The sequence below is a fragment of the Psychrobacter arcticus 273-4 genome (assembly GCF_000012305.1).
In the GTDB taxonomy this organism is placed as follows: Bacteria; Pseudomonadota; Gammaproteobacteria; order Pseudomonadales; family Moraxellaceae; genus Psychrobacter; species Psychrobacter arcticus.
The window spans coordinates 105,539-121,957 of record NC_007204.1; the positions used below are offsets into that span (position 1 = coordinate 105,539).

Annotated in this window: 12 protein-coding genes; 9 read left to right on the forward strand and 3 right to left on the reverse strand. The window is 42.9% G+C overall.

Annotation, left to right across the window (positions count from 1 at the left end; genetic code table 11):
* Positions 1–114 precede the first annotated feature (114 nt).
* Together PSYC_RS00470 and PSYC_RS00475 are read left to right on the forward strand one after the other, a co-directional pair.
* Positions 115–1,074: a hypothetical protein gene (locus PSYC_RS00470; protein WP_011279404.1), complete on the forward strand. Its 960-nt coding sequence runs from the start codon at positions 115–117 to the stop codon at positions 1,072–1,074.
* A 58-nt stretch (positions 1,075–1,132) separates the two neighbouring features.
* Positions 1,133–1,618, forward strand: coding sequence for an acyl-CoA thioesterase (locus PSYC_RS00475; RefSeq protein ID WP_011279405.1), 486 nt, complete (start codon positions 1,133–1,135; stop codon positions 1,616–1,618).
* Between the two features lie 244 nt (positions 1,619–1,862).
* Here the strand turns inward: PSYC_RS00475 and ribBA are convergent, their stop codons facing one another.
* Both ribBA and PSYC_RS00485 read right to left on the reverse strand, forming a co-directional pair.
* Positions 1,863–2,975, reverse strand: coding sequence for a bifunctional 3,4-dihydroxy-2-butanone-4-phosphate synthase/GTP cyclohydrolase II (ribBA, locus tag PSYC_RS00480; RefSeq protein ID WP_011279406.1), 1,113 nt, complete (start codon positions 2,973–2,975; stop codon positions 1,863–1,865).
* A gap of 251 nt (positions 2,976–3,226) precedes the next feature.
* The gene (locus PSYC_RS00485; protein ID WP_011279407.1) at positions 3,227–4,516 is read right to left on the reverse strand and encodes a replication-associated recombination protein A; all 1,290 of its coding nucleotides are present in this window, start codon (positions 4,514–4,516) and stop codon (positions 3,227–3,229) included.
* A 332-nt stretch (positions 4,517–4,848) separates the two neighbouring features.
* Here PSYC_RS00485 and PSYC_RS00490 point away from each other — a divergent pair, with 332 nt between their 5' ends.
* On the forward strand, positions 4,849–5,340 hold the full coding sequence (locus PSYC_RS00490) for a hypothetical protein (protein WP_011279408.1): 492 nt from the start codon (positions 4,849–4,851) through the stop codon (positions 5,338–5,340).
* Positions 5,341–5,447: 107 nt separating this feature from the next.
* Positions 5,448–6,299 (forward strand): hypothetical protein, encoded by an 852-nt coding sequence (locus tag PSYC_RS00495; protein ID WP_011279409.1) that lies wholly within the window; start codon positions 5,448–5,450, stop codon positions 6,297–6,299.
* 64 nt (positions 6,300–6,363) lie between these two features.
* Here the strand turns inward: PSYC_RS00495 and gltA are convergent, their stop codons facing one another.
* On the reverse strand, positions 6,364–7,644 hold the full coding sequence (gltA, locus tag PSYC_RS00500; RefSeq protein WP_011279410.1) for a citrate synthase: 1,281 nt from the start codon (positions 7,642–7,644) through the stop codon (positions 6,364–6,366).
* A gap of 1,040 nt (positions 7,645–8,684) precedes the next feature.
* On the opposite strand from gltA, the gene sdhC reads away from it, so the two are divergent.
* The 5 genes from sdhC (at position 8,685) to PSYC_RS00525 (ending at position 16,394) form a co-directional block, all read left to right on the forward strand.
* The gene (sdhC, locus tag PSYC_RS00505; RefSeq protein ID WP_011279411.1) at positions 8,685–9,071 is read left to right on the forward strand and encodes a succinate dehydrogenase, cytochrome b556 subunit; all 387 of its coding nucleotides are present in this window, start codon (positions 8,685–8,687) and stop codon (positions 9,069–9,071) included.
* Positions 9,072–9,088: 17 nt separating this feature from the next.
* Positions 9,089–9,475 (forward strand): succinate dehydrogenase, hydrophobic membrane anchor protein, encoded by a 387-nt coding sequence (gene sdhD / locus PSYC_RS00510; protein WP_227500365.1) that lies wholly within the window; start codon positions 9,089–9,091, stop codon positions 9,473–9,475.
* A gap of 178 nt (positions 9,476–9,653) precedes the next feature.
* Positions 9,654–11,504: a succinate dehydrogenase flavoprotein subunit gene (gene sdhA / locus PSYC_RS00515; protein ID WP_011279413.1), complete on the forward strand. Its 1,851-nt coding sequence runs from the start codon at positions 9,654–9,656 to the stop codon at positions 11,502–11,504.
* A gap of 208 nt (positions 11,505–11,712) precedes the next feature.
* Positions 11,713–12,423 carry a succinate dehydrogenase iron-sulfur subunit gene (locus PSYC_RS00520; RefSeq protein ID WP_011279414.1) on the forward strand — a complete coding sequence of 237 codons (711 nt, stop codon included), beginning with the start codon at positions 11,713–11,715 and terminating at the stop codon, positions 12,421–12,423.
* A gap of 1,085 nt (positions 12,424–13,508) precedes the next feature.
* Positions 13,509–16,394 (forward strand): 2-oxoglutarate dehydrogenase E1 component, encoded by a 2,886-nt coding sequence (locus tag PSYC_RS00525; protein WP_011279415.1) that lies wholly within the window; start codon positions 13,509–13,511, stop codon positions 16,392–16,394.
* The last annotated feature ends 25 nt before the right edge of the window (positions 16,395–16,419 follow it).

Sequence of the window (16,419 nt, forward strand, 5' to 3'; positions counted from 1 at the left end):
AGTTTAAGATAAAAGAGAGACGTTTAGAGTAATATGCTACTGCTATAAAACTTATTTACTCTATGTGCTCAGCTGATTACGCTTAACCTTATCAATCATGAACGGTGTGGCCTTATGCCAATGAACTCTGAATCGTTATCGAATGACCCTTCTGCTCTTCAGCAGCGCCGGCAAGCAAATATGTTCTTGTTACGCTTGCAATGGGTAGTTATTTTATTGTTGATAGGCGTCTTACTGTGGCTATATATCAGTCAGCAGCGCTTTGCACATACAGTCAATGAGCGTTTGCAAAGTAATGAGCAAGTTGTCAGCCGTTTAAATGAGATGGACGACCGCTTATTTGTGATGAATCAACAAACGCTGCCAGCGACTAGTGCAGCTGTCAGTAGCCAAGCTCAAAACCAGCTAGATTTATTGCGTATTCAGATACAAGCTGCTGATAGATTGTTGGCAGACAGCAATAACAGTGCGGCGATTGATTTATTGCAAGGTCTGCATTGGCAGCTCTCACAAAAAAGTAATGAGATTGCGCCTGCACTAACGGTCGTCATTAAGCAAAGTTTGGTCAAAGATATTCAGCGCTTGCAGGCGAGAAGCGCTCAGCCAAGCCCTTGGCAGCTGCAAAATCTTGCGATTCAAAATATCCAAGACTTTTTATATCGCCATGAGCGTGCTGCTAATACTAATGCTGATTTCAAAAGTGCAGCCCAGAAAAACACAGCGCCGAGTCAATCTGCTGACAATAGCCGTTTAACGCGTCGGCAACTGACGATTCATGAAGCCATTATGACCTTAAATTTAGCCAGTCAAGCCAGCAATATGCATGATCGTGATCAGTTAGTCATGTATTTAAATCAAGCCCGCAAGCAGCTGCAAACGCTGATGCCTCCTAAGCAAGCAGAATCGCAGGCTTCTATCGATAGTAGAAAACAGTCCGACAAAAATGACTTACAGACCAAATCCTCTCCTAAAAATATGACAGAAGTGATAGAAGGTTTGGATCGATTGATTGCCACTGCACCAAAAACATCACCATTGTTGACCTCGCAGATGTTAAATAAGCCGCAACGTTAATGGTTTGCTGATTTACACTATTGTTTTAAAGCATTATAAAAATAAGAGGCAGGCAGTTATGGAACTTTTTAATCAAACATCTATAGTTAATACTTTGGACAATCATCGTCCTGACGCGCTATCGCATTATCCAATTATTCATCAGCAGCCGATTCATTGGGGTGAAATGGATGCCTTTAATCACCTAAATAATGTGGTGTACTACCGTTACGCTGAGTCAGCCCGTATTGGCTACTTGCAAGCGCTTGGCATGTTTGATGGCAATATGGTGACGGTATTAGCACAATCCAGCTGCCAGTATTTACGCCCAGTGACTTATCCGGATACCTTGTTATTAGGCGTGCGTTGCCAGCGCTTAGGCACGACCAGCATTGCGATAGAGTACAGCTATTATAGTACAGCACAAGCTGCCATCGTTGCGACCGCGGATGCAGTTATAGTGCGCTTAGATAGCAATGGTCAAGATAAAATGCCATGGACTGATGAAGAGCGTGAACGGCTGCTAGCACTAGAGGCAACATTTGGCCATATCCCAAAAGTCTAAGTATGGTGTTTTGTCATTAAGCTTTGAACAAATAAGAAAAAGGGCGTACCAACCTCGGTTGATGCGCCCTTTTTATGGATCATAAACTTTCATTTTTAATGAAGTATGGTTGAAATACTTTAAAGTCGCTACCGTATTGCTGGTGTAAATTTTTTGCAGCCTCTGTCTGCGTAGGCACAGCAAGCAAGAAAAATTTGCACCAGTAGTACCTGTTGTATCGATATTACTTTTCACCGACTATATATTAATCTTGTTTTGGTGCATGAACACAATCAACTACATTTAGATCAAAACCTGATAAGGCATGGAATTTCATCGGTGATGACAACAGACGCATATCACGTACCCCTAGATGGCGTAGTATCTGCGCGCCAACACCAATGCTGCGATAAGGTTGCTGGGTGATGGTAGACATAGCTTCATTCAATGACGCTTTATCCAAAGCATCACCCAGGTCAGTCGGCTCATGATTACCAATCCAAACCAAAACACCGCGCTCTGATGTGCTAATCTCTTCCAATGCTGAGCGCACGCTCCAGCCGCTACGCCCAGTGGTATCATTCTTGGCGGCAAACAAGTCACGTAACGGATGAAAACCATGAACGCGAACGGTGCTAACACCTTGGCTCACATCGCCTTTAACCAAAGCTAAATGAGTCTCGTCAGCACCAAACTCACGGAAACGATGTAAGGTAAAGGTACCGTACTCTGTCTCAAAGGGATGCGCTGCAATTTCTTCAACAGTCTGTTCGTTGGCAATACGGTAATTAATCAAATCAGCAATCGTACCGATTTTTAGGTCATGTTCCTTTGCAAACACTTCAAGGTCATCGCGGCGTGCCATGGTGCCATCCGCATTAATAATTTCAACAATAACCGCTGCTGGCTCAAGTCCCGCAAGACGTGCCAAATCGCAACCCGCTTCGGTATGTCCGGCGCGATGTAAGACGCCGCCATTTTGTGCCATGATTGGGAAAATATGCCCAGGTTGCACGATGTCTTCTGGCTTTGCGGAAGAGGAGACGGCTGCTTGAATGGTACGAGCACGGTCAGCGGCTGAAATACCAGTCGTCACCCCTTCAGCCGCTTCAATAGAAACGGTAAAGTTGGTGCTAAATTTTGCTTCATTACGATCAGACATGAGTGGCAGTGCCAATTGCTGACAACGTGCTTGTGATAAGGTCAAACACACTAATCCGCGCGCATGGGTAATCATAAAGTTGATATCATCAGGGCGAACATGGGTCGCTGCCATGATAATATCGCCTTCGTTTTCGCGGTCTTCATCATCCATCAAGATGACCATTTTACCTGCACGAATGTCTTCGATAATCTCAGGAATCGTATTTAAACTCATAGGATGTCTCAATATTTTATTATATAGATAGGTGTTAATTTGGGATATAAAGCGTTATCTAATTATTGCTTATATATCATTATGAGGACATTTTAACGCTTTTCATCCCACTATGCTTCCTCATCTCGAAACTATATAGAGCAGTTTGTCCAAAATCGTGATTGGTATCATTAATAGTAATGACAATTGACATATCACCGCACATAATCACCGCACATAATCAGCCATATTGTGAGCCATATTGTGAGCCATTAGTCATTGCTGGCGGCTTGGCTTTTTAACCAATCAACAAACTGCTTACTATGCTGTTCACGTTGATTGTCCGCAAATTCATAAAAGCGCGTGCCTATCAACTTATCTGGTAAATAGTTTTGCGCATAATAATGGTTAGGATAGTTATGCGGATAGACATAATCTTGTCCATAGCCTTGCTGACGCATCAACTTAGTCACGCCATTACGCAAATGTAGCGGCACAGGTGAGGCATCCTTTTCTGCTAAGCTCATTGCGGCATTGATAGCGTTGTATGTACTGTTGCTTTTTGCGCTGGTTGCCAGATATACCACTACTTGCCCCAAGATAATACGTGCTTCTGGCATGCCGATAGATTGTACACTACGTAGGGCAGCATCAGCGAGGAGTAAGGCATTGGGGTTGGCATTACCGATATCTTCACTGGCCAAAATCACCAAGCGCCGCGCGATAAAATCAGCTGGCTCTCCGCCAACGAGCATTCGTGCCATCCAATATAGCGCAGCATCGGGGTCTGAGCCACGCACAGACTTTATCATGGCGGAGACAATATCATAATGCTGCTCACCATCTTTATCATAGCGTACGAGTGCTGTCTGAGCGACCCGAGCGACCAATGCATCGTCGATGATGATCGGTGATTGCTTAGTGTCAGCTGTTTGAATCGCTAGCTCCAATAAATTGAGAGACTTTCTAGCATCTCCATGCGCCAATTGGCTGATGGTTTGCTGTGCTTGTAGGTCGATGGACAGTTGCTTAAGAACATTGTCTTCCAAAAGCGCACGCTGTAATACCGCGCTGATTTGCTCAGGCGTCAATGGTTCTAAGCGATAGACTTGGCAACGTGATAACAGCGCATTATTGACACTAAAAGAAGGGTTTTCAGTGGTCGCGCCAATCAAGGTAATATCGCCAGACTCAACTGCACCGAGTAAGGCATCTTGCTGCGCTTTATTAAAACGATGTATCTCATCAATAAATACTACAGGCGACTCAAAGCTTAGCGAATCCTTACTATCTAATACCTCGCGTAACTGTTTAACCCCAGTATTTAGCGCGGACAACGCATGAAACGGTCTGCCAACGGCATCGGCAAGCAACATGGCAATGGTTGTTTTTCCAATACCTGCTTCCCCATGCAAAATGATAGAGGGCAGGTGTCCTTGTTCCACCAAGCGCCGTAATGGAGCACCGACTGCCAACAAATGCTCTTGGCCAATGATGGTATCAAGCGTGGTCGGACGCATACGTTGGGCTAAGGGCGTATCAGCATGAAAATTAGGCGGCATAAAATTCTCTATATATTCGTTATTTAAGGCTTTTTATTGTAAAATTAAACAGTTGTCCATAAGCTATAACATTGAATTGCTGTTTTCCATATTTGTCTTCATAACGCTGTCTTTATGACGATTAAGCGATTGGTGGTTGTAAATAAGGTGATAAGTAATACTTTTATGAATAACTGTTATAAAGGATAGGCTAACGCAGATTCACGTTAATAAAAGTCAGCTAAATGTACAGCTTATGTCTTTAACGCTTTATTTATATCTATATTATCGCTATTAAGGTATTAACTGATTCTATAAGCATGATAGATCACATATAAAGGATGATAATAGTCATGTTGCAGTCGATCTTTAAACGTCTATTTAATCATCATTCGGTACCTACTAAGGCGACTAAACGGCAGGCGCGCAAGCTTACTACCGGTGAGATAAAGCTGGCGTATTCAGTCTTTGGCGATAGCCTCAAACTTGATGACATTGAGCTGAAGACAGCATGGTGGGTACTCAAGCATTATGCGGTGAGTCCTAATGGTCATCTTTATTTTCATCCAGTAGATTGGGTTGAAGATTTCAGTCAAGCGGCATTGGGCAAGCAAAGTTGGCTGATACATGAACTGACACATGTATGGCAGCTGCAACAAGGCTTGAAGGTAGTGCGTGGTGCTATTATCGATCGCCGCTATGACTATGTGTTAGAAGTGGGTAAACCTTTTTTTAAATATGGTATTGAGCAGCAAGCACGCATGGTACAAGACTATTTTGTCCGTCGTCAGCGCGGAGAAGATTGTCAGGATCTCGCAAGCTGTATTCCATTCTTAGTCGTTTAATCGATGGATAAGCTTGAGGTTAGCAGCTCATACCGTGATTGATTCTTAAGTTTAACCTTTATATAGCTATGTGACATTTTTGTTTTTAACACAGGAAATAAATTCAGATGTTTAAATTTTTGCCAGAAAAGCCTAATAGTGAAGATTGTTGTAACCTTGCCAAGAAGGGCACTGGGCGTTCACGGTATTCGAAGACCTTACTTGCGACGGTATTGACCGGCGTCTTATTGTTAAGCGGATGTCAGCAGCAAGCAGCAAAAGACAATGTAGCGGATAAGCCACAAACTAGTGAGCAAAAGAGCGAAGAAGACACTCAACCTATGGTGCAAAGTGACTCGGCTGCGGCTCGTATAGAGCATTTTCAACCTTTATATGTTACCCAGTTTCAAAGATTACAGGGGCGTCTGCAAGCAGAGTATGAGTCGCTACAAGCCGCTGATGTCGCAGACAGTGCAAACTCTTTATTGGTCGATGAGCCTACCGATGCTGTTGAAACTAGTAATGATCAGCCAGTTAACAGCAATACTGAAGTCGGCAAGCGTGATTTAACAGTGTTAAAGCGTATTAGCTTAGAGCCACGGAAGCCTATTATATTGACCGAAGAGCAGATTATAGAGCGCTATGAGCAAGCAATGGAAGTGCTTTATCAGCCGGTAACCACGCCACTGAATGCGCAGGATATAGATACTTTGATTAATATCGCAACCTTAGTGCCACAGCTTTTTGAAGCTCCAGAAATCGCTGGCAGAGTAAGCGCCAAAAGCCCTGCATTGGCACGTTTGATTATCCAGCATCAAGTCTGGGAGCAGATAGAAGCCCAGCAAGTACTTGATATGCAGAAAATGAAACAAAACCAACAGCAAGAATTTGAGATGCTAATGGCGAAATTTAATGAAACCATCGAAGGTTATGACGAACAAATCGCTAAATATGAGCAAACGTTAAAAGAATTTAAGTAATCTGTTAAATCTAGTCATAAAAAAATCTCGCACATGGCGAGATTTTTTTATACCTGCTCAATAACTATTTACGATCTTCAACTTTAACAAAATCGCGATGCGTTTCACCAGTATATAACTGACGTGGACGACCGATTTTGAACGGTGTGCTGTGCATCTCAAGCCAATGGCTGATCCAACCAGAGGTACGAGCCAATGAGAAGATGACAGTAAACATTGACGTTGGGATTCCGATGGCTTTTAAGATAATGCCAGAGTAAAAGTCAACGTTTGGATACAGGTTACGCTCAACGAAGAACGGGTCTTCTAAAGCAATTTTCTCAAGCGCCATTGCAAGCTCAAGCTTAGGATCATTGATACCCAATGCGCCTAATACTTCATCACACGTTTCTTTCATGACTTGTGCACGTGGGTCAAAGTTTTTATAAACACGATGACCAAAGCCCATCAGTTTCACTTCACGGCTCTTCACTTTTTCCATGAACTCAGGCACGTTTTCTACAGAACCGATTTCATCGAGCATCTCAAGTACCGCTTCGTTGGCGCCACCATGTGATGGACCCCACAATGCTGCGATACCAGCAGCGATACAAGCGTAAGGGTTTGCGCCAGTAGAGCCAGCTAGACGTACGGTAGACGTTGATGCGTTTTGCTCATGGTCAGCATGCAGGGTAAAGATTTTGTCCATGGCGCGAGTGATAACGTCATTGGTTTTATAATTAACATCAGCAGGCGTTGCAAACATCATGTATAAGAAGTTTTCAGCATAATTGAAATCATTACGTGGGTACATGAACGGTTCGCCTTTTGAGTACTTATAACTCATAGCGGCAAGCGTTGGCATTTTAGCGATAAGACGAATCGCTGTAATCTCACGATGTTCTTCGTTGCTAATATCTAAATTTTCATGATAAAACGCTGATAAAGCACCAACGACACCAACCATAATCGCCATTGGATGCGCGTCACGGCGGAAGCCTTCAAAGAACTTACGCAATTGATCATGAACACCCATATGCTTACGGATTTTTTCATAGAAATCTGCTTTCTGCTCAGCGTTAGGCAGGTCACCATGAATCAGTGCATAAGCCACTTCTAGATATTCTGCATTGTTTGCTAACTGGTCGATAGGGTAGCCGCGATGCAATAGTTCGCCTTTACCACCATCAATGAAGGTGATTTTTGATTCGACAGGAGCGGTTGCCATAAAGCCTGGATCATAGGTCCAGTAGCCAGCTTTTTGGAAAGCAGCAACATCAATAACTGACGGTCCTAAAGTGCCTTCAGTAATAGGAAGTTGGTAATCCTTACCATCTACGGTCAATGTGGCTTGATTATCAGCCATAATTTAATCTCCATTGTTTTAATTTGTTAGAACAAAAATAGTAGTGACGCACACCCTCGCATCATAATATAGTCAAATGGACAAAATGAATGTGACCCATTTAATATGCAGGCTATATTAGCAGTTATTACTCAAGTTTTGAAAAGACTTTTACCATTTTGACCCACAATAGACGTGCGCTAACAGTACTTATCGGCTGTAAACTTTGTATCAAAATATGTCTGGTAGGTAATTTAATTGTAAACCACCCTGTTTTCCATAGCGTAATGATTATTGTTAACACCGACATAGGAAGCCGATTTTAGCCAAATACTATGTTGAGATATTTGCTGTTACCGACTATAAAACAGACATAGCATCATTGACCGACAAACGCGTTTGGATTTGTAGGGTAGTAAGACTGAGTAATACTAATGAATTTATATTGCAAATAGCGAGTTTTTTGTTAATTAATCTCTAATAACCACTATTTAGGGAATAAATTTGTAATTAGTGCTCAGTCATTTTATAATTAGAAGAATTTAACTGGCACTAGCTTTGCGAAAATTGATGGCTTGTCTTGATAAAGTAAATAATGGGCTTTGCTCCATTCATACTTTGTTACGATTGAATGATCATTTTGTAGACCAAGACTGAGCTTGTCGCTTGAATATTCTTGTTAACTGTTCTATTTTTAAATAGCCTACAGTGAAGGTTAGCTTAACGAAAAAGGATAATATAGAGATGACTCCATGGCGTTATCTTTTTTTGTTAATGAGAACCAGTAAAAATAGAATAGTTAATCGATTTATCCCCTGCTTCGTTTTATGGTCTGTTAATATGTAGACAGCTTGTTGTTGAAAGGATGTATCAGCTCATTGAGCGAGGGTTGAGTTTCTATAATGACCCTAGCACTCCTTGCAGACTTTCAGATTTAGCGCAAATTAAACGACGTCAGCTAGCCCTTCCTTACTTTATTCGTCTCGTGTGTTGCTCACCGCTTATAGATAGTGTTTGTATCGGGCGTTGATAGCAGATACAGGAGTATAACCGCAAAAAGGATGCCCGCTGTGAAAAGCAACCGACCTATTGATCTGCCCCTAAGCCAAGTGATTAGTGTTAATCGATCACCGATTGCGATTGCTTCAATCTTGCATCGTATCTCTGGCATTGTTTTATTCTTACTTATTCCAGTCATGCTGTGGTTATTGCAGAATTCTTTGGCATCGCCTGAGAGTTTTGAAACCGTATTTGATAATGTCCTTGTGCGCTTTTTGGCATGGATTTTCGTCGCCGCCATCGCTTATCACTTTGTGATGGGTATGAAGCATTTATTTGCTGATATGGGCATGAATGAAGAGCTGAAATCTGGCCGTGCCGCCTCTATGATCAGCTTTGTAATTGCAGCGATTTTAATTGTCGCGTCATTTGTATGGGTGATGTTCTAATGAAAAACGATTCAGGAATCAAAAGCGCAACCAGTCTAACCGGCTCAGGTTCACGTGATTGGATTGTCCAGCGTATCAGTGCGGTGGTCTTGGCAGTTTACAGTGTGGTGCTACTGGGCTTCTTTTTGACCCATGGCGATGTCACTTATACTGAATGGTCAAACTTTATGACTAGCCTACCAATGCGTCTGTTTAGCTTAGTGGCAGTTCTAGCCCTTGCCGGTCACGCATGGATTGGCATGTGGACCGTATTTACTGACTATATCACTACAGGCAAACTGGGCGCGAGCGCAGCGGGTCTACGTCTGGTATTACAGACCTTAATGATTATTGCCGTTTTAGTATTTTTATTCTGGGGCATCATGATTTTTTGGGGTAATGGCTTCGGTGTCGTTGCTGTTTAATTCTCAGATAGATATGCACATTTTAGTAAGTGGTTGAAGGCGGCTTAAATACCCAGTTTTGTACAATTTCATCATCCATATCCGTGCTTTGAGTCGATGATTCAGCTCGGAGTGCATGACTGGTTAAGCAGTCCTTGTATTTACTTCGTAAGTATTAACAGGCATTAGGAAAACCGTAATGGCAACTAGACAAGACAATACCATTAGCAATATCAAAACCCTAAACTATGACGCGGTCATCGTTGGTGGTGGCGGTTCAGGTATGCGTGCATCATTGCATTTAGCTGAAGCCGGCATGAAGGTTGCAGTATTGACCAAAGTATTCCCAACTCGCTCGCACACTGTTGCAGCCCAAGGCGGTATTGGTGCAAGTCTCGGTAACATGAGCAACGATAACTGGCATTTCCACTTTTATGACACCGTTAAAGGGTCAGACTGGTTGGGTGACCAAGACGCGATTGAATACATGTGCCGTGAAGCGCCAAAAGTTGTTTATGAGCTTGAGCACATGGGCATGCCGTTTGACCGCAATGAGGACGGCACGATCTATCAGCGTCCCTTTGGTGGTCATACCTCAAACTATGGCGAGAAAGCGGTACAACGTGCGTGTGCTGCTGCTGACCGTACCGGTCATGCACTATTGCATACCTTATATCAAAAAAATCTACAGCAAGGTACTGAGTTCTTTATCGAGTGGATTGCACTTGATTTGATCAAAGATGACGCTGGTAATATCAATGGCGTTATCGCGATTGAACAAGAAACAGGTACGGTTGCTGTGTTCCAATCACCAATCACGGTATTGGCAACGGGCGGTGCTGGTCGTATCTTTGCGGCATCTACCAACGCTTATATCAATACTGGCGACGGTATTGGCATGGCGGTACGTGCTGGTATTCCATTGCAAGATATGGAGTTTTGGCAGTTCCATCCAACGGGCGTTCATGGTGCCGGCGTACTATTGACCGAAGGTTGCCGCGGTGAAGGCGCAATCTTACGTAATAAAGATGGCGAAGCCTTCATGGAGCGTTATGCGCCAACGGTTAAAGACTTGGCACCACGCGATTTGGTTTCTCGTTCTATGGACCAAGAAATCAAAGAAGGTCGTGGTTGTGGGCCAAATGCTGACCATATCGTGATGGACATGACGCATCTAGGTGTTGAAACCATCATGAAGCGTCTGCCTTCAGTATTCGAGATTGGTAAAAACTTTGCTAACGTCGATATTACTAAAGAGCCGATTCCCGTTATCCCAACCATTCACTACATGATGGGCGGTATTCCAACCACGATTCATGGTCAAGTGATTGTACCGGATCTAGAGGCAGGTACTGATGAAGACGGTTTATATGCTAAAGGTAATGTGATTAAAGGTCTTTATGCGATTGGTGAATGTGCGTGCGTTAGTGTCCACGGTGCCAACCGTTTAGGTACCAACTCACTACTAGACCTATTGGTATTTGGTCGTGCGGCAGGCAAGCATATCGTTGATGAGTTCCATCATGCGGACCATAACTACAAGCCACTTGATCCTCGTGTCCTTGATTATACGGTCAGTCGTTTAGATAAGCTGCAACAGTCAACGTCAGGCTACAATGCGCAAGACGTTGCCGATGAGATTCGTGCGACCATGCAAACGCATGCTAGTGTTTTCCGTACGCAAGCAATGATGGACGAAGGCGTTGCAAAAATTCTAGCGCTAGGCGATAAGATTGATCAGATTCATTTGGCAGACAAATCACAAGTCTTTAACACGGCTCGTATCGAAGCCTTTGAAGTGGCAAACCTTTATGAGGTCGCAAAAGCCACGATGATATCTGCTGCCCAGCGTCACGAAAGTCGCGGCGCGCACAGTGTCTCTGACTATGACCGTCCAGAAGATGATGCATACGCACCAAACGGCCGTAACGATAACGATTGGATGAAGCATACCTTATGGTATTCTGAAGGCAATAAAATCATCCATAAGCCTGTTCGTAAAGTGCCATTGACGGTTGATTATATCGAACCAAAGGTTCGCGTCTACTAATTCTAGACGGCTTGCATCTGATGTATACAGACAGCATAAACGTTTTATCCTTTATTCATTTATTAAAAAGGTGACCGCCAGCTACAAGCTCATGCCAGCGCCCTATTAATCAGTACTTGATGCTAATTATCAGTACATATCAATAGTCAGCGCGATTATGTTGCAATCTTTGTATGCCCGCCATCACCTACGTGTGGAGTTTAGCATTATGAGCCGAGGTACTCGCACCATCGAAATCTATCGCTACGATCCTGATCTGGACGCAGCGCCGCGTATGCAAACTTATACGGTTGAGTTATTAGACTCAGATCGTATGTTGCTTGACGTATTATTACGCCTAAAAAAGGAAGATGAAACCCTCACCTTCCGTCGCTCATGCCGTGAAGGCATCTGTGGCTCTGATGGCATGAATATTAACGGTAAAAATGGTCTAGCATGTCTGATCAACATGAACACTTTGCCAGAAAAAGTAACGGTCCGTCCGTTACCAGGTTTGCCAGTAGTTCGTGATTTGGTCGTTGATATGAACCAATTCTATGAGCAGTACGAAAAAGTACACCCATTCTTAATCAATGATCAGCCAGCGCCTGCGACGGAGCGTTTGCAGTCACCTGAGCAACGCGAAAAGCTCAATGGTTTGTATGAGTGTATTTTATGTGCTTGCTGTTCAACCAGCTGCCCATCATTCTGGTGGAATCCTGATAAGTTCTTAGGACCATCAGCACTATTGCATGCCGATCGTTTTGTTTCTGACAGCCGTGATAGTGATACTCGCGCTCGTCTGGCTCGTTTAGACGATCCATTCAGCTTATTTCGTTGCCGCGGTATCATGAATTGCGTATCAGTATGTCCAAAAGGTTTGAATCCAACCAAAGCTATCGGTCATCTGCGTAATTTGTTGCTTGATCAAGCAGGTTAATATACCTTTTAGCATCAATTAGCTTTATAATAGCGCTATAAAAAAACACCACCTAAGATAAGGTGGTGTTTTTTATTCGTTAAAATAAGCAGAAAAACCATGTTTGCAAGATCGCGAAATTAAGCTATTTCATCTATAGATTTTAATTAGCATCAAAAAACACGATGGCAAGTAAGGCGATATTAACAATATATAGTTGAAATACTTTAAAGTCGCTACAGTATTGCTGGTGTAAATTTTTTGCAGCCTCTGTCTGCGTAGGCACAGCAAGCAAGAAACATTTGCACCAGTAGTACGTGTTGTATCGATATTACTTTTCACCGACTATACGTTGCTCATGTGTAAGATGACCTGCTATCTGGCTCGTCTCTCTATATAATTGTCGATAGCAATGATTAAGCGCAGAAAATTACGCTCTCATTGTTATATTATAAAGGTGAATGACGTTAGTATAGTCGGTTCAAAATAAAATCGATACGTTATTAAAGAGGTGTGACTGGTATAAACTTCTCTTGCTTGCTGCTATCACAGAGGCTACGAAAAATTCATCCCAGTCGCACTGTATCGGTTTTACAGTGGATCTACTATAGAAGGTATATAATACTGAGGTTGAAACTGATGCATAGCAGTAATGTATGAATATGCAGAATGTCAATCAGATATAAGTTGCTCAAATTGATACTAGATATTCATTGTATAAATACCTAGTATTGAACAAACAAACTATGGCTACAAAGGTAGGCATGTTACGCTATACGGCAGTGTATAATTTGTCAAATAGTCATTACAAAGCTACAATAGCCAAGTTATTCAGCAGAAATGACTGATAAGTAAGCCAGCTGAAAAAAATTTGACAAAAATGTTTTAAACAACAATTCAGTGATAACTGATAGCATCATATAAATTAATGTTTTGCGAAGAGTGACATAACAAAACTGAACGTTCGCAAATAATTTGAGTGATGTTCTATGTTAATTGTTTATTGTTAAAAAGCTATTTATTAAATAGCTGAGCCACCCATATACAACAGATTCCACAATAATAAGCACGATTCCATTCATTTATCTATCAAATAGACGATTATTATGAATAGTATAACTAAAGAAGCAGCGAGCGTAGATAACACAGAATTGGCCGCTGATAACGCCAATTATATTGATATCCTCTACGAGCAGTATTTAGAAGATCCTAATAGTGTTGGCACTGATTGGCAAACGTATTTTGAACAATACAAATCGCCAAATGATGAGCCACACAATGCCATTAAAGACCAGTTTTTGTTATTAGCCCGTAATCAGACGGCTAATAAGGTCAGTACTGACACCAATAGCTCAGCTAGAGGTCATCGCAACAATGTTGGTGATAATAAGCAAATGGGCGTACAGCAGCTCATCTCAGCTTACCGTCGTCGCGGTCATCGCCGTGCACAGTTAGATCCATTAAGTTTATACCCACGTGCGGAAGTAGAGGATTTAACCCTTGCCTATCACAATCTTTCTGAAGCGGATCTTGATACGGTATTCCCTACTAATGATCTAAATATTGGTAAAAATGAAGCATCGTTACGTGAAATCATTGAGATCATGGAGCGCGTCTATTGCCGTTATATCGGCGTAGAGTATATGCACGTGACCACTAGCACAGAAAAGCGCTGGATGGAAAAATACTTAGAAACCAATCTAGGTCACATCTCTTTTGATACAGAAAAACGCTTGTCTATTCTTGAGCGTTTGACCGCAGCGGAAGGTTTAGAGAAGTACCTTGCGCGTAAATATACCGGCGTTAAGCGTTTTGGTTTGGAAGGTGGCGAGAGCTTTATTCCAGCTATCAATGAAATCATCCAACGTGCTGGCGGTTATGGCACCAAAGAGATGGTTATTGGTATGGCGCACCGTGGGCGTCTAAACTTATTGGTTAATATCTTGGGTAAAAACCCTGCCGATTTGTTTGATGAGTTTGATGGCAAAGTACAGCCAGAAAAAGGCTCAGGCGACGTTAAATATCACAATGGTTTTTCATCGAACGTGATGACGCCAGGTGGCGAGGCGCATTTAGCGTTAGCGTTTAACCCATCACATCTTGAAATCGTTGCTCCTGTATTGCAAGGCTCAGTACGTGCGCGTCAAGTACGTCGCAATGATCAGTCACTTCATGAAAACAAGGCGGGCAATTCAGTATTGCCAATCGTTGTTCATGGTGATGCCGCATTCGCAGGTCAGGGCGTAGTGCAAGAGACTTTCCAGATGTCACAAACCCGTGCTTATACCACGGGTGGCACACTACATATTGTTATCAATAACCAAGTTGGTTTTACCACCAGTCGCCAAGAAGACTTGCGCTCGACAGAATACTGTACTGATGTGGCAAAAATGGTTCATGCGCCAATTTTACACGTCAACGGTGACGATCCTGAGTCTGTGGTATTTGCCGCGCAATTGGCATTAGATTATCGTTATGAGTTTGATAAAGACATCATCATAGATCTCTTCTGCTATCGCCGTAACGGTCACAATGAGGCCGATGAACCTTCAGCTACCCAGCCATTAATGTATGCAGTGATCAAAAAACTACCAACGACTCGTACTATTTACGCGCAAAATCTGATCGCAGAAGGTTTGCTGAGTAAAGAAGATGAAACGCGTTTAGAAGATGAATACCGTGAATCGTTAGACCGCGGTGAATACGTTGCCAACTCACTGGTAAACGAGCCTAATGAGCAGCTATTTGTCGATTGGAAACCTTATTTGGGTCATGATTTGGTCGATGATTGGGATACCAGTGTCGATATCGAAGTATTAAAAGGTTATGGTCGTCGCATGGCGCAAATGCCTGAAGGCTATAAGCTACAGCGTCAAGTACAAAAAGTTGTTGAGCAGCGCTTGGCCATGCAAACCGGTGAAGAGCCTTTGAACTGGGGTGCGGCTGAGACATTGGCATACGCGTCACTGGTCAATAATGATAAAGTGCTGGTACGTATTACTGGCGAAGATGTAGGCCGTGGTACGTTCTCACATCGTCATAGCGAGCTATACAATATTGAAGATGGCAGCATGTATGTGCCACTTGCTCACATGAGTGAAGACCAAGCACGCTTTTCGACTTATAACTCTTTATTATCAGAAGAAGCGGTACTGGCTTTTGAATACGGTTACGCGACGACAGTACCAAATGCATTGGTTGTTTGGGAAGCGCAGTTCGGTGATTTTGTCAACGGCGCGCAAGTGGTGATCGACCAATTTATCGCTAGTGGCGAGACCAAATGGCAGCGTGTTTGTGGTTTGACCATGCTATTGCCTCACGGCTTTGAAGGTCAAGGTCCTGAGCATTCATCAGCCCGTCTTGAACGCTTCTTGCAGTTATGTGCCGAAGATAATATGCAAGTCATCACACCAACGACTCCTGCACAGATTTATCACGCGCTACGTCGTCAGGCGGTTCGCCCAATTCGTAAACCACTAATTGTTATGTCGCCAAAGAGTTTGCTACGTCATAAGCTTGCGACTTCTCAATTAGAAGAATTGGCAAATGGTAAGTTTGAAACCGTGTTGCCAGAGATGGATCAGCAAAATCCGGACAATGTGACTCGTATGGTGCTATGTGGCGGCAAGGTTTATTATGAATTACTAGAACAGCGCCGTGCGCTAGGTTTAGACCATGTGGCAATCGTTCGTATCGAGCAGCTCTATCCTTTACCAGAAAAACGCTTAATTGCTGAAATCGAAAAATACAGCAACTTAAAAGAAATCGTTTGGACGCAAGAAGAGCCATTGAATCAAGGGGCTTGGTATTACTTAGCACCACATATGTTCCGCATTGTCGTACCGCATCCAACCAGAGCAAAAGTTATGGAGCCGGTGGCACGTCCTGCCAGTGCAGCACCTGCGACAGGGTCAGCAAAATTACACGTTAAGCAACAACAAGATTTAATCGCTGGTGGTCTTGGTATCAGTGTAGATGAGCTGTCTATTTAATTGCTCATCTAAATAACTAAATAAC